This window comes from Rhodococcus sp. NPDC060090 (assembly GCF_042729855.1).
Lineage (GTDB): Bacteria > Actinomycetota > Actinomycetes > Mycobacteriales > Mycobacteriaceae > Rhodococcus.
Genome location: NZ_JBHWXB010000011.1, coordinates 99,800 through 118,570, shown reverse-complemented (window position 1 = coordinate 118,570; position 18,771 = coordinate 99,800). Strand labels below are relative to the sequence as shown.

Annotated in this window: 21 protein-coding genes and 4 tRNA genes; 23 read left to right on the top strand and 2 right to left on the bottom strand. The window is 64.2% G+C overall.

Annotation, left to right across the window (positions count from 1 at the left end):
* Window positions 1-33 precede the first annotated feature (33 nt).
* The gene (locus ACFWCF_RS16510; protein WP_378563278.1) at window positions 34-732 is read left to right on the top strand and encodes a demethylmenaquinone methyltransferase; all 699 of its coding nucleotides are present in this window, start codon (window positions 34-36) and stop codon (window positions 730-732) included.
* A gap of 11 nt (window positions 733-743) precedes the next feature.
* Here ACFWCF_RS16510 and ACFWCF_RS16505 read toward each other — a convergent pair whose 3' ends face one another.
* The gene (locus ACFWCF_RS16505; protein ID WP_378563275.1) at window positions 744-1,967 is read right to left on the bottom strand and encodes a geranylgeranyl reductase family protein; all 1,224 of its coding nucleotides are present in this window, start codon (window positions 1,965-1,967) and stop codon (window positions 744-746) included.
* 144 nt (window positions 1,968-2,111) lie between these two features.
* Between ACFWCF_RS16505 and ACFWCF_RS16500 the strand changes: the two genes are divergently transcribed.
* Both ACFWCF_RS16500 and htpX read left to right on the top strand, forming a co-directional pair.
* Entirely contained in the window at window positions 2,112-3,161 is a 1,050-nt protein-coding gene (locus tag ACFWCF_RS16500; protein WP_378563273.1) for a polyprenyl synthetase family protein, read from the top strand.
* A 122-nt stretch (window positions 3,162-3,283) separates the two neighbouring features.
* On the top strand, window positions 3,284-4,147 hold the full coding sequence (htpX, locus tag ACFWCF_RS16495) for a zinc metalloprotease HtpX (protein ID WP_378563270.1): 864 nt from the start codon (window positions 3,284-3,286) through the stop codon (window positions 4,145-4,147).
* A gap of 91 nt (window positions 4,148-4,238) precedes the next feature.
* On the opposite strand, the gene ACFWCF_RS16490 is transcribed toward htpX, so the two are convergent.
* On the bottom strand, window positions 4,239-4,730 hold the full coding sequence (locus ACFWCF_RS16490) for a YajQ family cyclic di-GMP-binding protein (RefSeq protein ID WP_378490299.1): 492 nt from the start codon (window positions 4,728-4,730) through the stop codon (window positions 4,239-4,241).
* A gap of 151 nt (window positions 4,731-4,881) precedes the next feature.
* Between ACFWCF_RS16490 and ACFWCF_RS16485 the strand changes: the two genes are divergently transcribed.
* The 20 genes from ACFWCF_RS16485 to ACFWCF_RS16390 all read left to right on the top strand — a co-directional run bounded on the left by ACFWCF_RS16485 (window position 4,882) and on the right by ACFWCF_RS16390 (window position 18,738).
* A tRNA-Tyr gene (locus tag ACFWCF_RS16485) sits at window positions 4,882-4,964 on the top strand.
* Window positions 4,965-5,144: 180 nt separating this feature from the next.
* A tRNA-Thr gene (locus ACFWCF_RS16480) sits at window positions 5,145-5,217 on the top strand.
* 45 nt (window positions 5,218-5,262) lie between these two features.
* Window positions 5,263-5,335 (top strand) — tRNA-Met (locus tag ACFWCF_RS16475).
* 61 nt (window positions 5,336-5,396) lie between these two features.
* On the top strand, window positions 5,397-5,564 hold the full coding sequence (gene rpmG, locus ACFWCF_RS16470) for a 50S ribosomal protein L33 (protein WP_003941903.1): 168 nt from the start codon (window positions 5,397-5,399) through the stop codon (window positions 5,562-5,564).
* Between the two features lie 87 nt (window positions 5,565-5,651).
* Window positions 5,652-6,224 carry a (3R)-hydroxyacyl-ACP dehydratase subunit HadA gene (gene hadA / locus ACFWCF_RS16465; protein ID WP_378563267.1) on the top strand — a complete coding sequence of 191 codons (573 nt, stop codon included), beginning with the start codon at window positions 5,652-5,654 and terminating at the stop codon, window positions 6,222-6,224.
* A complete protein-coding gene (gene hadB, locus ACFWCF_RS16460; RefSeq protein WP_378563264.1) occupies window positions 6,211-6,636 on the top strand; it encodes a (3R)-hydroxyacyl-ACP dehydratase subunit HadB in 426 nt (141 codons plus the stop codon). Before hadA ends, hadB begins: the two co-directional genes overlap by 14 nt.
* Window positions 6,637-6,814: 178 nt before the next feature.
* Window positions 6,815-6,887: transfer RNA gene (locus ACFWCF_RS16455), tRNA-Trp, on the top strand.
* 33 nt (window positions 6,888-6,920) lie between these two features.
* Window positions 6,921-7,343 carry a preprotein translocase subunit SecE gene (secE, locus tag ACFWCF_RS16450; protein WP_378563261.1) on the top strand — a complete coding sequence of 141 codons (423 nt, stop codon included), beginning with the start codon at window positions 6,921-6,923 and terminating at the stop codon, window positions 7,341-7,343.
* A gap of 48 nt (window positions 7,344-7,391) precedes the next feature.
* A complete protein-coding gene (gene nusG / locus ACFWCF_RS16445; protein WP_378563258.1) occupies window positions 7,392-8,174 on the top strand; it encodes a transcription termination/antitermination protein NusG in 783 nt (260 codons plus the stop codon).
* 79 nt (window positions 8,175-8,253) lie between these two features.
* Complete coding sequence (gene rplK, locus ACFWCF_RS16440; protein ID WP_330151368.1) at window positions 8,254-8,688, top strand: 50S ribosomal protein L11; 435 nt, start codon at window positions 8,254-8,256, stop codon at window positions 8,686-8,688.
* A gap of 85 nt (window positions 8,689-8,773) precedes the next feature.
* Entirely contained in the window at window positions 8,774-9,487 is a 714-nt protein-coding gene (rplA, locus tag ACFWCF_RS16435; protein WP_378563254.1) for a 50S ribosomal protein L1, read from the top strand.
* Window positions 9,488-9,908: 421 nt separating this feature from the next.
* Window positions 9,909-10,436 carry a 50S ribosomal protein L10 gene (gene rplJ / locus ACFWCF_RS16430; protein WP_378490305.1) on the top strand — a complete coding sequence of 176 codons (528 nt, stop codon included), beginning with the start codon at window positions 9,909-9,911 and terminating at the stop codon, window positions 10,434-10,436.
* 126 nt (window positions 10,437-10,562) lie between these two features.
* Window positions 10,563-10,949 carry a 50S ribosomal protein L7/L12 gene (gene rplL / locus ACFWCF_RS16425; RefSeq protein WP_378563251.1) on the top strand — a complete coding sequence of 129 codons (387 nt, stop codon included), beginning with the start codon at window positions 10,563-10,565 and terminating at the stop codon, window positions 10,947-10,949.
* A gap of 334 nt (window positions 10,950-11,283) precedes the next feature.
* On the top strand, window positions 11,284-12,372 hold the full coding sequence (locus tag ACFWCF_RS16420; protein WP_378563547.1) for an ABC transporter ATP-binding protein: 1,089 nt from the start codon (window positions 11,284-11,286) through the stop codon (window positions 12,370-12,372).
* A gap of 12 nt (window positions 12,373-12,384) precedes the next feature.
* Entirely contained in the window at window positions 12,385-13,176 is a 792-nt protein-coding gene (locus ACFWCF_RS16415; RefSeq protein WP_132471730.1) for an ABC transporter permease, read from the top strand.
* Window positions 13,177-13,180: 4 nt separating this feature from the next.
* Window positions 13,181-14,041, top strand: coding sequence for an MlaE family ABC transporter permease (locus tag ACFWCF_RS16410; RefSeq protein ID WP_378563248.1), 861 nt, complete (start codon window positions 13,181-13,183; stop codon window positions 14,039-14,041).
* Window positions 14,038-15,408 (top strand): MCE family protein, encoded by a 1,371-nt coding sequence (locus ACFWCF_RS16405; RefSeq protein WP_378563245.1) that lies wholly within the window; start codon window positions 14,038-14,040, stop codon window positions 15,406-15,408. The genes ACFWCF_RS16410 and ACFWCF_RS16405 overlap by 4 nt, the downstream gene beginning before the upstream one ends.
* Entirely contained in the window at window positions 15,405-16,484 is a 1,080-nt protein-coding gene (locus ACFWCF_RS16400; protein WP_378563242.1) for an MCE family protein, read from the top strand. The genes ACFWCF_RS16405 and ACFWCF_RS16400 overlap by 4 nt, the downstream gene beginning before the upstream one ends.
* The gene (locus tag ACFWCF_RS16395; RefSeq protein ID WP_378563239.1) at window positions 16,481-17,479 is read left to right on the top strand and encodes an MCE family protein; all 999 of its coding nucleotides are present in this window, start codon (window positions 16,481-16,483) and stop codon (window positions 17,477-17,479) included. The genes ACFWCF_RS16400 and ACFWCF_RS16395 overlap by 4 nt, the downstream gene beginning before the upstream one ends.
* Window positions 17,479-18,738, top strand: a complete 1,260-nt coding sequence (locus ACFWCF_RS16390; RefSeq protein ID WP_378563236.1) for an MCE family protein — start codon at window positions 17,479-17,481, stop codon at window positions 18,736-18,738. Before ACFWCF_RS16395 ends, ACFWCF_RS16390 begins: the two co-directional genes overlap by 1 nt.
* Window positions 18,739-18,771: the final 33 nt, after the last annotated feature.

Genomic DNA, 18,771 nt, shown 5'->3' with positions numbered 1-18,771 from the left:
GGGCGCGCTCGTCGGGAAGGTAACGTTTCGGCCGTGGCAAAAACTCACGGTTTGCGCGCATTTCTCGACAAGGAGCCGCGCGAGGTCGCGTCCATGTTCGATGGCGTCGCAGCGCGTTACGACCTGACCAATACGGTGCTGACGTTCGGGCTGGACCGGGAGTGGCGTCGGGCCACCCGCTCGGCGCTCGATCTCGAACCGGGGGAGCGGGTGCTCGACCTCGCTGCCGGAACCGGGGTCTCGACGGTCGAACTCGGGCGGTCCGGTGCGTGGGTCGTCGCGACGGACTTCTCCAAGGGCATGCTCCACGCCGGTGAGTTCCGGAAGGTGCCCATGGTCGCGGGCGATGCGATGAGCCTGCCGTTCGCCGACGCCGTGTTCGACGCGGCCACGATCTCATTCGGCTTGCGCAACGTCGCCGACACCGATGCGGCGCTGCGCGAGATCGCGCGTGTGACGAAGCCCGGTGGTCGACTCGTGGTCTGCGAGTTCTCCACGCCCGTGCACGAGCCCTTGAGCACGATCTACATGGAAGTGGTCATGCGGGCGCTTCCTGGCGTTGCGCGGCTGGTGAGTAGCAACCCCGACGCATATGTCTACCTGGCCGAATCGATCCGGGCGTGGCCCGCGCAGGAAGATCTCGCCGAGCGCATCGAGGCTGCGGGATGGCGCGATGTACGGTGGCGCAACCTCACCGGCGGCATCACCGTGCTGCATCACGCAGTCCGCTAGCGGCAGGCGTCTCAGGAGAACAGAGGCTGTCGATCCCATCGCATCGACATGCGTCCACTGGTCCGCCACACGCGGGCGACGAGGTCGTCGTCCTCGTCGGTGACCAGGTTCCCCATCACCCGCACCGCGACCGTCATCAGCGTGCGTGAGCGCATCCCCACCGGCCCGGTCGACGGAAGGAACTTCGGTCGGGTGAGCAGGCCCGCGAGTCGGCGGGCCGTGGAGAACGCCCGGCCGTAGTGCTCGCGCAGTAATGCCGGCCACATTTCGGTGAGGTCGTCGCTGTCGAGGATCTCGGCAACCAACCGGCCGCCTTCGAGCCCGTAGTCGATCCCTTCGCCGTTGAGAGGATTCACACAGGCAGCGGCGTCCCCGACCAGTGCCCAGTTGCGTCCGGCGACACCGGAGACGGCACCACCCATCGGAAGCAATGCGGATGCGACACGTGTCACCTCGCCGAGTTCCCATTCGGAGCGTCGTTTCGTGGCGTACAGCTCGATCAGCGGACGCAGCGAGCCGTTTGCGGGACGCGCGGCGGTCGCCAGGGTGCCGACGCCGAGGTTCACCTCGCCGGTGCCGAGCGGGAACACCCACCCGTATCCGGCCTGCAGGGTCCCGGCATCGTCCCGAAGTTCGAGGTGAGAGGTGATCCAGGGATCGTCGCTGCGCGGCGAGGTGGCATAGGCGCGGGCCGCAACGCCGTAGACGGTGTCGCGATGCCACTGCCTGCCGAGCACCTTACCGATCGGGGAGCGGACTCCGTCGGCGACGACGAGGCGTCGGCATGCGACAGTGCGCGGACCGTCGGCCGTGCGGAAGGCCACAGCGGTCACCCGATCGCCGTCGCGCTCCACGTCGACCGCTTTCGCGCCCTCGACCATGCGTGCGCCTGCCTCCACCGCGGTGCGGCGGATCCGATCGTCGAGTTCGGTGCGGGGGACCGCGCTGCCCGACGACGGGAACGCTCCGGACGGCCATGGAAGTTCGAATCTGCCTCCGAACCCTTCCAGCCGCAGTCCACGGTTGACGGTGCGCGTGCGCACCCACTCGCCCAGACCGAGCAGCTCGAGTTCGGTGATCGCCCGCGGTGTCAGACCGTCGCCGCATGTCTTGTCGCGCGGGAATGTAGCCGCGTCGACAAGAAGCACTTCGCGTCCGGATCGGGCCGCCCACGCCGCGGCGGATGACCCGGCAGGGCCAGCGCCGATGACCAGCACGTCGGTACTGTCGGGCATGTAGGACAAGGATCGGTGCGGTTCTCCCGCGGAATTGTCGGCCACCACGCGTCCATCATCTCAGGCGCGGATCGGCGCCTCGGCGAGGTGGGTGACGAAACGAGCGGCTAGGTTCACTACCGTGGAGCCGAGCCGACAGACAGGATGGGTACTTCTGTGAGCACTGAGGGGGCGGCGTCGGCCGCCGGCACGGTGTCGAACACCGTGGTCGCAGGTGTGGAGCTCGGCGACCCGGCCCTGGCCGACAACGTGCGCGACGGGTTGGCCGCGGTCGAGACGCTGATGGTCGAGGAATTGTCCGACGGTGAGGATTTTCTGACCGAAGCGGCACTGCACCTCGCGAAGGCCGGAGGGAAGCGGTTCCGGCCACTGTTCGCGGTGCTCACCGGGCAGTTGGGCCCCAGGCCGAACGATCCGTCGATCGTGACGGCCGCAACAGTGGTGGAGCTCGTCCACCTCGCCACGCTCTACCACGACGACGTCATGGACGAGGCGACCGTGCGGCGCGGAGCGCCCAGCGCGAACGTGCGGTGGGGCAACAGCGTGGCGATCCTTGCCGGCGACTACCTGTTCGCCCACGCGTCGCGGCTCACGTCCACACTCGGACCCTCCGCGGTGGAGGTCATCGCGAAGACCTTTGCCGAGCTGGTCACCGGCCAGATGCGCGAAACCATCGGCGTCAGCGCGAAGAAGGACCCGATCGACCATTACCTGCGTGTGGTGTGGGAGAAGACCGGGTCGTTGATCGCCGCTGCGGGCCGGTTCGGAGGCACATTCTCGGGCGCAGACGAGGAGCAGATCGCGCGGCTGGAGCGGCTCGGAGACGCGGTGGGTGTCGCATTTCAGATCGTCGACGACATCATCGACATCGCGTCGGATACGACGGACTCGGGCAAGACTCCCGGTACCGACCTACGTGAGGGCGTGCACACCCTGCCCGTGCTGTACGCACTGCAGGGCGAGGGAGCGGACGCCGACAGGCTCCGCGAACTCCTCGTCGGTCCTCTCGAAGACGAGGCGCTGGTCGCAGAGGCACTCGAACTGCTCAAGCGGTCGTCGGGGATGGACGCCGCCAGGAAGACCCTGCAGACCTACGTCGATCAGGCGCACACCGAGCTCGCTGCGCTGCCGCAGGGCCCCGCCAACGAGGCGCTCCGGCGCTTGGTCGATTTCACTGTGGCTCGCGTCGGGTAGGCGCCACGGGGAACCTCCGGATCTCCTTGTCCGTTGAGCGGACAGTAGATGGGACAGATATCGTCGGGTCGGGCAGCGGAAACGTCGTCCCGCCCGAGCGATGTTCGGGGAAGAGGCGTGACGTGCACGGAAATGCCAACCGCCTGAAGACGGCAGCGTTGCTGATCGGGATGTCCGCACTGATCGTGTTCATAGGCGCTCTGTTCCAGAACACGACGATCCTGGTGATCTCCGTGGTCGTGGCCGTCGGTATGAACGGCTACGCGTATTTCAACAGCGACAAGCTCGCACTGCGGGCGATGCACGCCCAGCCGATCACAGAGGTGCAGGCGCCGCAGATGTACCGGATCGTGCGCGAACTCGCGACGACCGCGCACCAGCCCATGCCGCGTCTGTACGTAAGCCCCACCAACGCACCCAACGCGTTCGCGACCGGACGGAATCCTCGAAATGCGGCTGTGTGCTGCACGTCCGGGATTCTGCAGATCCTCGACGAACGAGAACTACGGGCGGTGCTCGGTCACGAACTGTCGCACGTCTACAACCGGGACATCCTGATCTCGTCGGTGGCGGGTGCGATGGCCGCGGTGATCTCTGGTCTGGCGAACTTCGCGTTCTTTGCCGGCGCGTTCGGCGGAAACCGTGCTGGTGGTGCCAACCCCCTCGCATTGCTGCTCGTGTCGCTGCTCGGGCCCATCGCGGCCTCGGTCGTCAAGCTGGCCGTGTCGCGCTCACGGGAGTATCAGGCGGATAAATCGGGGGCCGAGCTCACCGGCGACCCGCTGGCGCTGGCATCGGCCCTGCGCAAGCTCGAACGCGGGACGCAGGCGGCGCCGCTGCCTCCGGAACCCAAGCTGGCCGCTCAGTCGCACATGATGATCGCGAACCCCTTCCGGGCCGGCGAGAAGGTGAACCGGTTGTTCTCGACCCATCCGCCCATGGCCGATCGGATCGAGCGGCTCGAGCGCATGGCGGGCCTGTACTGATCCCGCCGACCGAACAAGGGTGCCTTCCGTGAGCTTTCACGGAAGGCACCCTTGTTCGTACGAAAGCCGGAATCGGTTCCGGGTCGACGGCCTAGCGGTAGTTCACGAACTGCAGTGCGATGTCGAGGTCTGCGTTCTTGAGCAGCGAGATCACTGCCTGCAGATCGTCCCGCTTCTTACTGCTCACCCGCAGTTCCTCGCCCTGGATCTGGGCCTTGACACCCTTGGGGGCCTCGTCTCGGATCAGCTTGGAGATCTTCTTCGCGTTCTCCTGTGAGATACCTTCCACCAGCGAACCGGTGAGCTTGTACGACTTTCCGGACTGGGCCGGCTCACCTGCGTCGAAGGCCTTGAGCGACAGGTCGCGTCGGATCAGCTTTTCCTTGAACACCTCGAGTGCTGCGAGGACGCGGTCTTCGGTATCTGCGGTGATGGTGATGGATTCCTCGCCTGCCCACACGATGGATGCGCCGGTGTTCCGGAAGTCGAAGCGATTCGAGATCTCCTTCGCCGCCTGGTTCAGGGCGTTGTCCACCTCCTGACGATCAACCTTGCTCACCACATCGAATGACGAATCAGCCACGTTTGTTGTCTCCACTTCGGATCGGTCGGTAGGGGGTCGTGTCCAGCCGACGGTATCGCTTCGCGCAGGCCCGTAACCACCCGGTTTGCAATCGAGGGGGGTGTGCGTTGTATTCTTCCAATCGCATCGAGGAGCTGATCCCGACGCACCCGGCAGATTGCCCGAGCGGCCAATGGGAGCGGACTGTAAATCCGTCGGCTTATGCCTACGTAGGTTCGAATCCTACATCTGCCACACAGAACAGCCCCGGTTCCGCGGAACCGGGGCTGTTCTGCATCTCGGGTGGTTTCAAGGGGTGTCCGTGTCGGGGCACTCGGGTGCGTTTACATGCTCCGACCTGCAGATTTTGTACTGACGGCGAGTGTGTGTAATCTTTTGGAGGCCGCAGCGAGCAGAGATGCTCACGGTGGCCGCGCCCCCTTAGCTCAGTCGGCAGAGCGTTTCCATGGTAAGGAAAAGGTCGACGGTTCGATTCCGTCAGGGGGCTCGCTGGATTGGAGTGGCGCCCTTTATCTGCGACACTCGACACCGAGGCGGTGTAGCTCAGTTGGTAGAGCAAACGACTCATAATCGTTGCGTCGCCGGTTCAAGTCCGGTCACCGCTACCGAAGTAGAACGAACCACCCTGATCCGAAGTGGTCAGATTTACGCGAAAGAAGGCATCCCGTGGCCTCCTCCACCGACGTTCGGCCGAAGATCACTCTGGCCTGCGAGGTGTGCAAGCACCGCAACTACATCACCAAGAAGAACCGTCGTAACGATCCAGACCGCCTCGAGCTGAAGAAATTCTGCCCGAACTGCGGCACCCATCAGTCGCATCGCGAGTCGAAGTAGCCTGTTCGGGATCGACGTCGACGCGTGAGCTCTCCGCAGTACCGCCCACGCCGTTAGGCGTTGAGCGGAATTGCGGAGGTTTTGCGTATGACAGACATTCTTGTGAACGATGAACCCGTGGACGTGACCGAACGGGCCGGGATCCCGTTCGATGCCGCCGCCCACGCCGCCTCCATGGTCGGACATCACTACCGAGTGGACGACTTCTACGAGGTCGGCCGTGAGAAGGTGCGTGAGTACGCCCGCGCCGTACTCGATTCTCACCCGGCGCATCACGATGAAGAAGCAGCGAAAGGCCTCGGATACGACGGCCTGATCGCTCCGCTGACCTTCGTCTCGATCATCGGGATGATCGCACAGCGGAAGCTGTTCGAGGAGATCGTCACCGGATACGATCTCAGCCAGATCATGCAGACCGATCAGCGCTTGGTGTTGCACCGGCCGATCCAGGTCGGCGATCGGTTGTTCTGCGACGTGTACCTCGACGATTTCCGTCAGGTTGCCGGCAGCGACATCATCACCACCAAGAACGTGATCACGGATCAGTACGACAATCTCGTGTTGACCACGTGGACCACGCTCGTCGGTCGTACGGGTGGTGAGGTCGACGCGAACATCGCGGAGGCGGTCAAGGATGTGATGATGCATGACGCTCCGTAGCTTCGTCGACGTGACGGTGGGCGAGAAACTTCCCTCGCGTGTCGTGACGCTCACGCGTGGAAACCTGGTCAATTACGCCGGTGTGTCGGGTGATCCCAACCCGATCCACTGGAGCGACAAGGTTGCCGAACTTGCCGGTTTGCGCAACGTGGTCGGGCACGGCATGCTCTCCATGGGCATTGCTGCCGGCTTCGTCACCGACTGGCTCGGCGATCCGGGCGCTGTGAACGAATACAATGTTCGCTTCACGAGCCCGGTGTTCGTGGAGGCCGACAAGGCCGCCGCAATCGAGTTCACCGGCAAGGTCAAGTCGGTGGACCCGGAAAGCAGGACGGCAGTGGTCGCGATCGTGGCGAAGTCCGAAGGACGCAAGATCTTCGGTCGGGCCACGGCAACGGTCCGCTTGGCTTGACGGTCGAGCGGATTGGGTAGTCCCGGGGCAATGCAGTACACTAGGGCTTCTGGGATCGCATAGCGCAGCGCGCTGCCCTTCGGTACTTGGATGTACCGGTGGGGTGGCGCGCGTGTCATGTGATCGCAGATCGGCCGATCTGCGAGGTGTCGAAGTGTCGACGCCGATGATCGGCCAAAGGGGCGTAGCTCAATTGGCAGAGCAGCGGTCTCCAAAACCGCAGGTTGCAGGTTCAAGTCCTGTCGCCCCTGCACCCGGACTGCCCAGCGACCGAGAGGAACGATGTGAGCGAGGAGCGCGGTAGGCGCGACGGCGACACCGGAGGGTTTGCACCCGGTGATGCCGGAACGGAAACCGGCGCAACCCCCGACGCTCCCTCTTCGGCTGCGCGTCCGAGTGGTAAGCGCGCAGTTCGCCGTTCCGGCGCACAGACATCGCCTTCTGTAGATGCCGAGGGCCCGCGTACCCGCCGATCCGCGGTCGAGGCGGCAGACCGGTCGGGTCAGCAGAAACCCGAGAACATCTTCAAGCGCCTGCGTCGATTCCTCCGCGAGGTCATCGCGGAACTCCGCAAGGTGATCTGGCCGAATCGTAAGCAGCTGACGACCTATTCGATTGTCGTTGTTGTATTCGTGGCCGTCATGACCGCGTTCATCTTCGGATTGGACCTGGCATTCGGTCAGGGCGTCAACTGGTTGTTCGGCTAGCGCGTACGCGCGCCGGCAAATTGTGATCGACGAGAGGAAAGTGCCCCGGTGAGCACCCCCGAGAACGACTCCTACGAGCCCTCGCCCGACGAGCGTGTTTCGGACGAGGTCGTTGTCGACGAGGCAATCGTCGACCAGGAGGTCGTCGACGACCCCGCGACCGAAGAATCGGTGGAGGCGGGCGCAGCAGCCGATGCCGAGACCGCCGACGAGGTCGATCCTGCTGAGGCGCTCGAGAAGCAGCTGCGCCTCGAGCCGGGCGACTGGTACGTGATCCACTCGTACGCCGGCTACGAGAACAAGGTGAAGACCAACCTCGAGACCCGTGTCCTGAACCTCGACCTGAGCGAGTACATCTTCCAGGTCGAGGTGCCGACCGAAGAAGTCACCGAGATCAAGAATGGTCAGCGTAAGCAGGTCAACCGCAAGGTGCTGCCCGGTTACATCCTGGTGCGCATGGAGCTGAACGATGAATCGTGGGGCGCCGTGCGCAACACGCCCGGAGTGACCGGATTCGTCGGCGCCACGTCTCGGCCGTCGCCGCTGACGATCAAGGAGGTCGTGAAGTTCCTCCTTCCGCAGCAGGCGAAGAAGAAGCCCGCCGCCGGTGCTTCCGCGGGAGGCGAGCAGACATCCGCCGCCAGCAAGCCGGCCATCGAGGTCGACTTCGAGGTCGGCGAGTCGGTCACCGTCATGGACGGTCCGTTCGCCACGCTGCCCGCGTCGATCAGCGAGGTCAACGCCGAGCAGCAGAAGCTCAAGGTCCTGGTGTCGATCTTCGGTCGCGAAACTCCCGTGGAGTTGTCCTTCACGCAGGTCTCGAAGCTCTGATCTGCCGATCCTTTCGACACACGAAAGCTTGCAGTAGGAATACGCAAGAACCACACCGAGCAAGAAACTAGGAATAGAGATGCCCCCCAAGAAGAAGAAGATCGCCGGGCTCATCAAGCTCCAGATCCAGGCCGGCGCGGCCAACCCGGCTCCGCCGGTCGGCCCCGCGCTGGGTCAGCACGGCGTCAACATCATGGAGTTCTGCAAGGCCTACAACGCGGCGACCGAGTCGCAGCGCGGCAATGTGGTGCCGGTCGAGATCACGGTCTACGAAGACCGCTCGTTCGACTTCAAGCTGAAGACCCCTCCGGCTGCCAAGCTGCTGCTCAAAGCTGCTGGTGTGCAGAAGGGCTCCGGCGAGCCGCACAAGACCAAGGTCGCCAAGGTGACCATGGATCAGGTCCGCGAGATCGCGAAGACCAAGCAGGAAGACCTCAACGCCAACGACGTCGAGGCCGCCGCGAAGATCATCGCGGGCACGGCACGCTCGATGGGCATCACCGTCGAGGGCTGACCTCCACCAGGCAAGTGTGGGAGGGCCGGCCAGGCCCGCACCACTCCCGAACCATTCACCTACCGGTGAGAAGTTAGGAAACAACATGGCAAAGCGCAGCAAGGCTTACCTCGCCGCCGCCGAGAAGATCAATCCGGACACCCTCTACAGCCCGCTCGATGCAGCGAAGCTGGTCGAGGAGACGACGTCCAAGAACTACGACGCCACGGTCGAGGTCGCAATGCGCCTCGGTGTGGATCCGCGCAAGGCGGACCAGATGGTCCGCGGCACGGTGAACCTGCCGCACGGCACGGGTAAGACCGCGCGCGTCGTCGTCTTCGCTGTCGGCGAGAAGGCCGCTGAGGCCGAGGCTGCCGGCGCGGATGTCGTCGGTGCCGAGGACCTGATCGAGCGGATCCAGGGTGGCTGGACGGATTTCGACGCCGCCATCGCGACCCCGGATCAGATGACCAAGGTCGGCCGCATCGCTCGTGTTCTGGGCCCGCGTGGTCTCATGCCGAACCCGAAGACCGGTACGGTCACCCCGGACGTCGCGAAGGCTGTGACGGACATCAAGGGCGGCAAGATCAACTTCCGCGTCGACAAGAACTCGAACCTGCACTTCGTGATCGGCAAGGCGTCGTTCGGCGAGACGAAGCTGATCGAGAACTACGCTGCTGCCCTCGACGAGGTGCTTCGTGTGAAGCCGTCGAGCGCGAAGGGTCGCTACATCAAGAAGGTCACGATCGCGACGACCTCCGGACCGGGCATCCCGGTGGATCCGGCGCGTACGCGTAACCTCCTCGAGCTCGCCGAATAGGCTTCGGTAGCACCTTCGGTCGTTCTACGAACGCAACGAGCGGTCGGCACGGATCACCTCCGTGCCGACCGTTTTGCATTCCCGCCGGTTCATCGGCTATTGTTCAGCGTGTAGTTCGGCATTGTGCCGATCTTCACCCCGATCATGTTCTACCCAAGACCGTTGGTCACCTTTTCCGCATGCGGAAAAGGTTGAAGGTCCGGATTTGTCCGGCGGCCCACGCAGGAGGACGAGGTTAGGGAGATGCGAGAGAATTCGCGCGTCGAGCCTTCGGGTAAGAAGCCGATTCACCGCCTTTTCCTTCTACGCCCCGTGTGCCCTGCGCCGGGGCGTTCGTCGTTTCTCGGCCCAACGCCTGTCGCAGGTGGGACGTCCCGTTCGGGACGCCGGGAAAACGACTGTAACTGAGAGGAGGCGAAGTATGGCAAAGCCCGAGAAGGTCTCCGCAGTTGAGGAGATCACCGAGCAGTTCAAGACCTCGACGGCCGCTGTGGTCACGGAATACCGTGGTCTGTCGGTGGGAAGTCTGACCGAGCTGCGTCGCGCGCTCGGAGGGGGTGCGACCTACTCCGTCGCCAAGAACACCCTGGTCAAGCGTGCCGCCGCTGAGGCGGGCGTCGAGGGTCTTGACGATCTGTTCGTCGGTCCGACCGCCATCGCGTTCGTCAAGGGCGAGCCGGTGGACGCTGCGAAGGCTCTCAAGGCCTTCGCAAAGGACAACAAGGCACTCGTCATCAAGGGCGGGTACATGGACGGCGACGTGCTGTCCGTGGACCAGGTCAACAAGATCGCGGACCTCGAGTCCCGCGAGGTTCTGTTGGCCAAGCTCGCCGGCGCGATGAAGGGCAACTTGGCAAAGGCCGCCGGCCTGTTCAATGCTCCCGCTTCCCAGGTGGCTCGCCTCGCGGCCGCTCTGCAGGAGAAGAAGGCGGCCGAAGAAGCCGCCTGACGCTGATCCGCATCACCGCGAATCTGCATCACCGCGAAAACAGATACATCCACGCATGCTTCGGCGTGCACCCTCCCAATCGGTCGCGGATCAGCGACATGGGACTTATCAGGAAGGACCGCCACCATGGCGAAGCTCACCACAGAAGAGCTGCTCGACGCTTTCAAGGAACTGACCCTGCTCGAGCTCTCGGAGTTCGTGAAGGCGTTCGAGGAGACCTTCGAGGTCACCGCTGCTGCTCCGGTTGCCGTCGCTGCTGCCGGTGCTCCGGCCGCTGCTGCCGAGGCTGCTGAAGAGCAGGACGAGTTCGACGTCGTTCTCGAAGGTGCCGGCGAGAAGAAGATCCAGGTCATCAAGGTCGTGCGCGAGCTCGTCTCCGGCCTGGGCCTGAAGGAAGCCAAGGACCTCGTCGAGAGTGCTCCGAAGGCTATCCTCGAGAAGGTTGCCAAGGATGCTGCCGAGGCTGCAAAGGCCAAGCTCGAAGAGGCCGGCGCCAAGGTCACCGTCAAGTAGGACGGTTCCTCATTCGCGCGGGAGTTGCTCTCGCGTGGTGGCGTGAACGCAAAAGCCGCCCCCACGGATTTCGAATCCGTGGGGGCGGCTTTCGCGTGTGTGCCGAGAATATCCCCGAATCGGAATTGCCCGCGTGTTCCCTGCGCATTCCGGAGGCTTGTCGAATACCGTACTGACTGTGTATCGGCGCAGGTCATGGCGTAAGTGCTCCTATGTGCAAAGTGTCGATTTGCCAACTTACTCATAAGTAGTATTCCCTGTCACAGGCACCACTTCGATGCGATAGAGTGGCCCAACCCACAGGGGTGGACGGCGTCGAAACAGTGTGGAGGTAATCGTGGGCGTAGAGGTTTCCGTCGAGGGGCTGACCAAGTCGTTCGGCTCGCAGCGAATCTGGCAGGACGTGTCGTTGACGCTTCCCGCGGGTGAAGTGAGTGCGCTGCTCGGTCCGTCCGGTACGGGCAAGTCGGTGTTCCTCAAGTCGCTGATCGGTCTGCTGCGGCCGGAGCAGGGCACGATCGTCATCGACGGCACCGACATCCTGCAGTGCTCGAGCAAGGATCTCTACGAGATCCGAAAGCTGTTCGGAGTGCTGTTCCAGGACGGCGCACTGTTCGGTTCGATGAACCTGTACGACAACGTGGCTTTCCCATTGCGTGAGCACACCAAGAAGTCCGAGTCGGACATCCGCAAGGTCGTGATGAGCAAGCTCGAGCTCGTGGGTCTGCTCGGTGCGGAAGACAAGCTTCCCGGTGAGATCTCCGGTGGTATGCGCAAGCGTGCGGGGCTGGCCCGCGCGTTGGTGCTCGATCCCGAGATCATCCTGGTGGACGAGCCGGACTCGGGTCTCGATCCGGTGCGTACGACGTACATTTCGCAGACGTTGATCGATATCAACGCGGAGATCGATGCGACGATCCTGATCGTGTCGCACAACATCAATCTGGCTCGCACGGTGCCCGACAACATCGGCATGCTGTTCCGTCGGCAGTTGGTGATGTTCGGTCCGCGTGAGGTGCTGCTCACCTCGGATGAGCCGGTGGTCAAGCAGTTCCTCAACGGCACGATGATCGGTCCGATCGGGATGTCGGAGGAGAAGGACGAGGCGCAGATGGCTCACGAGCAGGCGCTCGTGGACGCCGGGCACCACGCTGGCGGTGTCGAAGATGTGGAGGGCATCGTTCCGCAGATGCATGCCACGCCGGGGATGCCGGTGCGTCAGGCGGTGGGGCGGCGTCAGGCACGTGTGCGTCGGATCCTGCACACGCTTCCGCCGGCGGCGCAGGCCGCGATCGTCGAATCGCTCGACGGTGAAGACACAGCGTCTGCCTACCCTCAGCACGACTACCGCGACGACGACACCCAGGTGATTCCCGCGTACTCGCCCGAAGGATACAACCAGCCTCACGGCATCAAGCATTAAGTAGGAGAACAGATGGGGGGAAGTACCTCGCTCGTGCGCCCGGTGCACGGCGCTCTCACCCAAGCCGGGAACATCTTCGAACTGTTCGTCGACGTCGTACGCAACACCTTCCGGCGTCCGTTCCAGTTCCGGGAATTCATCGAGCAGGCCTGGTTCATCGCCAGCGTCACGATCCTCCCCACAGCGCTGGTGGCGATCCCGTTCGGTGCTGTCGTGTCGCTGCAGACCGGGTCGCTGATCAAGCAGCTCGGTGCGGAATCGTTCACCGGCGCAGCGAGCGTGCTCGCAGTGATCCAGCAGGGCAGCCCGATCGTGACCGCATTGCTGATCGCGGGCGCGGCAGGTTCCGCGGTCACGGCCGATCTCGGATCTCGCACCATCCGCGAGGAGATCGACGCGATGAAGGTGCTGGGCATCGACCCGATCCAGCGACTGGTGGTGCCGCGTGTGCTCGCGATGGTGTTGGTGGCCCTGCTCCTCAACGGACTGGTCTCGGTCGTCGGTATCGCGGGTGGATACTTCTTCAACGTCATCCTCCAGGACGGGACCCCGGGGGCGTACCTCGCATCGTTCTCGGCCTTGGCGCAGCTTCCCGACCTCTATGTAGCGGAGCTCAAAGCGGCGGTTTTCGGTGTCATCGCCGGCGTCGTCGCGTCGTACAAGGGACTGAACCCGGGTCCCGGCCCGAAGGGCGTCGGCGAAGCGGTGAACCAGACCGTCGTCATTACATTCCTGTTGCTTTTCTTTGCGAATCTCATCCTGACGATGGTGTATTTGCAGGTCGTTCCGGCGAAGGGGTCCTGAACCGATGACAATCGCCAAGGGCCGCGGAGATCTCTTCCTGATCCGCGGCCGGAGAGTGCTGCGCGCACCGCTGAACATTCTCGACCGCGCGGGCGAGCAGATGTCGTTCTACGCGCGGGCGGTCGCGTGGATTCCGCGAACGATCACGCATTACCGCAAGGAAGTTCTTCGGCTCCTCGCCGAGGTGACCTTCGGCAGTGGTGCCCTCGCTGTGATCGGCGGCACCATCGGCGTCATCGCGATGATGTCCGGGTTCACCGGCGTCGTCGTAGGCCTGCAGGGCTACGCGGCGCTCGAACAGCTCGGATCGTCGGTGCTCACAGGCTTTCTGTCCGCCTACGTCAACACCCGTGAGCTCGCGCCGGTCGTCGCCGCGCTCGCGTTGTCGGCCACTGTCGGCTGTGGTTTCACCGCACAGCTCGGCGCGATGCGGATCAGTGAGGAGATCGATGCCCTCGAGGTGATGGCGGTTCCGTCGGTGCCGTTCCTCGTGACCACGCGCATGATCGCCGGCTTCGTTGCGGTCATCCCGCTGTACATCGTCGGCCTGCTCGCCGCGTACCTGATGACACGGGTGATCAGCACCATGTTCAACGGGCAGTCGGCAGGGTCGTACGACCACTATTTCAATCTGTTCCTCCCACCGGAGGATGTGCTCTATTCGTTCGCGAAAGTACTGATATTCGCGTTCGTGCTGATCCTCATCCACTGCTACTACGGGTACCACGCGAGTGGCGGTCCCGCAGGCGTCGGTGTGGCCGTGGGGCGTGCGGTGCGGACCGCGATCGTCACCATCGCGGTGCTCGACTTCTTCCTCAGTCTCGCGATCTGGGGGACCAGCACGACGGTGAGGGTGGCGGGATGAGCGACACATCGACGCTGCGGCGGCGCATGCTCGGTCTGGTGTTCTTCCTCGTCTTGGCACTGTTCATCGCCGGCACCATCGCGATGTACAACAAGACGTTCAAGAAGGTGGTGGAGGTCGAACTCCTCACCGACAGCATCGGCAACGCGCTCCCCAAGAACGCCGATGTGAAGGTGCGCGGTGTGATCGTGGGGGAGGTGCGATCGACGAGCGCCTCGGGTGATCAGGTCACTGCGCACCTCGCGATCGACCCGAACCAGGCCGACCTCATTCCCGCCGATTCGACAGGGCAGCTGCTGCCGAAGACGCTTTTCGGTGAGCGGTACGTGTCGCTGATCATCCCGGACGATCCCGGCCGTTCGCTGCAGGCAGGCGACGTCCTGGTGCAGGACACCAGCGAGAAGACCGCCGAACTCGGCGAGGTGCTCGACGGACTGCTCCCCCTGCTGCAGGCGATTCCTCCGCAGGACCTCGCGAACACCCTCGGTGCACTCGCACAGGGACTCAGCGGCCGAGGCGAGACGCTCGGCCGGACCGTCGACAACCTCGAACAGATATTCCGAGAGGTCAACGTGGAACTGCCGACCCTGCAGGAAGACTTGCGCGGCCTCGCCGATTTCACTCAGACCTACTCCGAGGCTGCCCCCGACCTCATCAATGCACTCGACAACCTCCGGACCACCGGCGGCACCGTCGTCGAGCAGCAGAACCAGATCCAGACCCTGCTGGCCAGCGCGACCGGCGCCTCCGCGTCGACCGCAGATTTTCTGCAGACCAACGCGAACTCGCTGATCAGCATCGCTGCGGACTCCAAGGAAGCCTTGCAGTTGCTCGCCCGGTACTCGCCGTCGTTCCAATGCACGTTCCGGGGCTTCGCCGAAGCCAAGCCCGCCGCGGTGGAACTGCTCGCCGCCGACGATCCTTTCCCCGGCGCGCGCGCGAACATCCAGTTCACCAACCCCAAGGGCCGCTACCTGCCCAACCAGGACGAACCGCGTCTGCTCGACACTCGAGGACCCGCCTGCTACGACCAGGTCACCGAACCGGGCCGGCATTTCCCCCAGTACCCCGGTGGCTCGGTCAACGACGGCTCCTACCAGGTGCCCTCCCGTAACCCGGGACCCGCGTCGATCCCGATGTTTCCGGCACCCGAAGGATCTGGTGTGCCCGACGACGTGAGCACCATCATCGGGCTGTCCGGGCCGGACGCCGCGACCCCGGTCTCGTACGAGGGGTCCCGTGCAGAACAGGACACCCTCGACGTGATCTACGGCCAGGCCACCGGTATCGCACCGCAGGACGTCCCGGGGTGGACGACACGGCTGGGCGCACCCGCACTTCGTGGTACGGAGGTGAGCTTCCAGTGAGAGGCCTTGCTGCACCACTGATCAAGTTGATCGTCTTTGCTGTCGTCACCATCTTCGCCACCGGTGTCCTCGCAGCCACCATCGCGACCGTCGGAGGTAGCGGAGGGACGAAGTTCCATGCCGTGTTCTCCGACGTGACCTCACTCAACGAGGGCGACGACGTGCGCATCGCAGGTGTCAAGGTGGGGCAGGTCGACGACATCGCGATCGTCAACGAACGCCAGGCCCGCGTGACGTTCTCACTCCAGCAACGCGATTGGCTTCCTGCGACGTCGACCGCGGCCCTGCGTTTCCGGAATCTGGTCGGCCAGCGCTACATCGCGCTGGGACAGGGCGAAGGCGACCAGGGGCTGCGCATGACCGAAGGGGAGACCATCCCCATCGAACGGACTCGGCCGGCAGTCAACCTCACGACGTTGTTCGACGGATTCCGCCCGCTGTTCCAAACGCTCAGCGCCGACGACGTCAACAAGCTGTCCTTCCAGATCATCCAGGTCTTCCAAGGCGAAGCTGGCACCATCGGCGATCTCGTGCGCAGCACCGCAAGCCTGACCAACACGATCGCCGACAAGGACGCCGTGATCGGTGCCGTGATCGACAACCTCAACACCGTCCTCACGACGATCGACGAGCGCGACGAACAACTCGACTCGCTCCTGGTCAACACCCAAGCGCTCGTCAGCGGTCTCGCAGCGGACCGCGGCACGGTGGGTTCGTCGGTGCAGTCACTCGCGGGCCTGACCGACGCGGTGGCGGACGTGCTGGAACCGACCCGCCCGTCGGTCACCCAGTCGATCACCGCGCTGAACGAGCTGACCGCGAACCTCAATGCGAACAGCGGTGAAGTGAACGACGTGCTCGCGAACCTGCCCGTCAAACTCGAGAAACTCGGCCGTGTCGCCAGCTACGGGTCGTGGTTCCAGTTCTACCTGTGCGGTATCGACATCATCGCCGGCCCCGGTTCGGTGCCGTACCTGAACCTCCCCACAGGGCTACCCACCGTGAATCAGCCCATCTACACGAATGCGGCGCAGCGATGCTCGCAGGACGGGATGCAGGAGTTGCAGGGACGATGAGTACACGCCGCAGTCCGGCAGCCGCCGGTGCCCTGGGCATCGTCGTGATTCTGCTGGCAACACTGTCCGCATTCTTTCTCGACTCGTTGCCGATCGTCGGCGCCGGGGCGACCTACAAAGCCGAGTTCAGTGAGGCGGCAGGGCTCAAGGCCACCAACGAGGTCCGCATCGCCGGCGTCAAGGTCGGTACGGTCAGCGCCGTCGAACTCGAAGGTGATCGCGTCATCGTGTCCTTCCGAGTGCAGGACGCCTGGGTCGGCGACAACACCTCGGCATCGATCCAGATCAAGACGATCCTGGGGCAGAAGTACCTCGCGCTGAACCCGAGCGGTGCCGAGGTCCTCGACCCGGACGACCGGATTCCGTTGGACCGCACGGTCTCGCCGTACGACGTGATCGAGGCATTCTCGTCCGCGGCCACGACACTCGGCGACATCGACTCCGACCAGCTCGCAACGAGTTTCGAGACCTTGGCCGGCGCGTTCTCGGAGACTCCCGACGACATCCGCGCGTCTCTCGACGGCGTGAGCAGGCTGTCGGAGACGATCGCGAGTCGCGACAAGGAACTCAAGCGGCTCCTCGAAGCCACGGGCAATGTGTCGCAGATCCTCGCCGACCGGAATACCGAGTTCAACCGTCTGCTCAGCGACGGAGCCCTGCTCATCACCGAGCTCAACAATCGGCAACAGGCCATCTCGCAGCTGCTCGACGGAACCAAGCGGCTCTCCACGGAGCTCTCGGCGCTGGTGGTGGAGAACCAGGAACAGATCGGTCCTGCTCTCGAGAACCTGCGCGGCGTCGTGCAGATCCTGCAGGACAACAACGACAACCTCGACAGGGCCATGAAGCTGTACGAGCCGTTCGTGCGTCTGTACTCCAATGTGGTCGGCAACGGCCGCTGGTTCGATCAGGTCGTCGTGAACCTCACGCCGCCGGGTCTGCCCGAGATTCCGGGATACCGAGAGCCGGGTCGCACCTTGGGAGAGGGGAACTGATGGCACACGCCGACAACACCGATTCCCCGGAGCGGAGCGGCCGCGGACGCATTGCGCTGATCGCGCTCGCAGTGGCCGCGGCGCTCGTGGTCGCGGGTGGCCTGTGGTGGGTGTTCGCCCGCGCCGGAACGACGACGATCACCGCGTACTTCGACAAGGCCGTCGGCATCTACGAAGGATCCGACGTACGGGTTCTCGGCGTCGAGGTCGGCAGTGTCACCTCCGTCGAACCGCAAGGGGAGATCGTCGAGGTCTCCATGCGCATCGCTCGCGGAGTGGACATCCCGGCCGACGCCAGGGCCGTGCAGATCACGCCCTCCGTGGTCGCCGACCGCTACGTCCAGCTCACCCCTGCCTACTCGGGTGGCGAGACGATGAGCGACGGCGCCGTCATCGACCGCGAACACACCGCTACTCCCGTCGAGGTCGACGAGCTGTACGCGAGCATCGACGAGCTGGCGCGGGCCCTCGGACCGGAGGGGGCGAACGCCGACGGTGCGCTGACCGAGTTCGTGGAGGTCGGTGCCGAGAACCTCGAAGGCAACGGCGCGGCGCTCGGCCAGAGCATCGACCAGCTCTCGGCTGCTGCCCGCACGCTCAACGAATCGCGCGGTGATCTCTACGGAACCATCGAGAACCTGCAGATCTTCGTGAGCGCGCTCGCGGCCAACGACCAGCAGGTGCGGCAGTTCAACACTCAACTTGCCGATCTGTCGGGATTTCTCGCCGGGGAACGCCAGAACCTCGGTGAAGCTCTCGAACAGCTTTCGATGACACTCGGGGACGTCACGACGTTCGTGCGCGACAACCAGGAAGCGGTCAAGGACAACGTCGATGCCTTGGTTCCCGTCACGGAGAATCTGGCGAACAATCGTCAGTCTCTCGTGGACTCCCTGACGCTGCTGCCGCTCGCGGTGAGCAACCTCGTCAACTCGTACGACGCAGAATCGGGTTCGTTGTCGTCGCGTCTGGTCCTGCCGGATCTGGAGGATCCGGCAGGGGCCATCTGCAAGCTCATCGACGTGGGCAAGCTGATGCCCGGCGATCCCGAGTTCGAAGCGCTGGGACGGCAGATGCAGCCCTTGATCGACCGCTGCGGCGACGTCATGGGGCAGATCACCGAGGACACGAGGTCCCCGGACCTGATCCTGCCGTTCGGCATCATGAGCGGCGAGAACATCCAGCGGCAGGTCGTCCCGGGTACGGTGCCGGGTGTCGTGTCGCCGCGGCTGGACCTGAGCGAAGAGGGGGGCCAGTGAGGCGCACGGTGACACATGGAAGCACGAGCCTGC

What these genes read in the sequence shown, in the direction of transcription:
- hadB (WP_378563264.1), top strand. Translation starts at nt 6,211, where the DNA reads ATGACGCTCCGTAGCTTCGTCGACGTGACGGTGGGCGAGAAACTTCCC.
- rplJ (WP_378490305.1), top strand. Translation starts at nt 9,909, where the DNA reads ATGGCAAAGCCCGAGAAGGTCTCCGCAGTTGAGGAGATCACCGAGCAG.
- rplA (WP_378563254.1), top strand. Translation starts at nt 8,774, where the DNA reads ATGGCAAAGCGCAGCAAGGCTTACCTCGCCGCCGCCGAGAAGATCAAT.
- ACFWCF_RS16505 (WP_378563275.1), bottom strand. Translation starts at nt 1,967, where the DNA reads ATGCCCGACAGTACCGACGTGCTGGTCATCGGCGCTGGCCCTGCCGGG.
- ACFWCF_RS16395 (WP_378563239.1), top strand. Translation starts at nt 16,481, where the DNA reads ATGAGTACACGCCGCAGTCCGGCAGCCGCCGGTGCCCTGGGCATCGTC.
- ACFWCF_RS16390 (WP_378563236.1), top strand. Translation starts at nt 17,479, where the DNA reads ATGGCACACGCCGACAACACCGATTCCCCGGAGCGGAGCGGCCGCGGA.
- rplL (WP_378563251.1), top strand. Translation starts at nt 10,563, where the DNA reads ATGGCGAAGCTCACCACAGAAGAGCTGCTCGACGCTTTCAAGGAACTG.
- hadA (WP_378563267.1), top strand. Translation starts at nt 5,652, where the DNA reads ATGACAGACATTCTTGTGAACGATGAACCCGTGGACGTGACCGAACGG.
- ACFWCF_RS16500 (WP_378563273.1), top strand. Translation starts at nt 2,112, where the DNA reads ATGGGTACTTCTGTGAGCACTGAGGGGGCGGCGTCGGCCGCCGGCACG.
- ACFWCF_RS16405 (WP_378563245.1), top strand. Translation starts at nt 14,038, where the DNA reads ATGAGCGACACATCGACGCTGCGGCGGCGCATGCTCGGTCTGGTGTTC.
- ACFWCF_RS16410 (WP_378563248.1), top strand. Translation starts at nt 13,181, where the DNA reads ATGACAATCGCCAAGGGCCGCGGAGATCTCTTCCTGATCCGCGGCCGG.
- ACFWCF_RS16415 (WP_132471730.1), top strand. Translation starts at nt 12,385, where the DNA reads ATGGGGGGAAGTACCTCGCTCGTGCGCCCGGTGCACGGCGCTCTCACC.
- rplK (WP_330151368.1), top strand. Translation starts at nt 8,254, where the DNA reads ATGCCCCCCAAGAAGAAGAAGATCGCCGGGCTCATCAAGCTCCAGATC.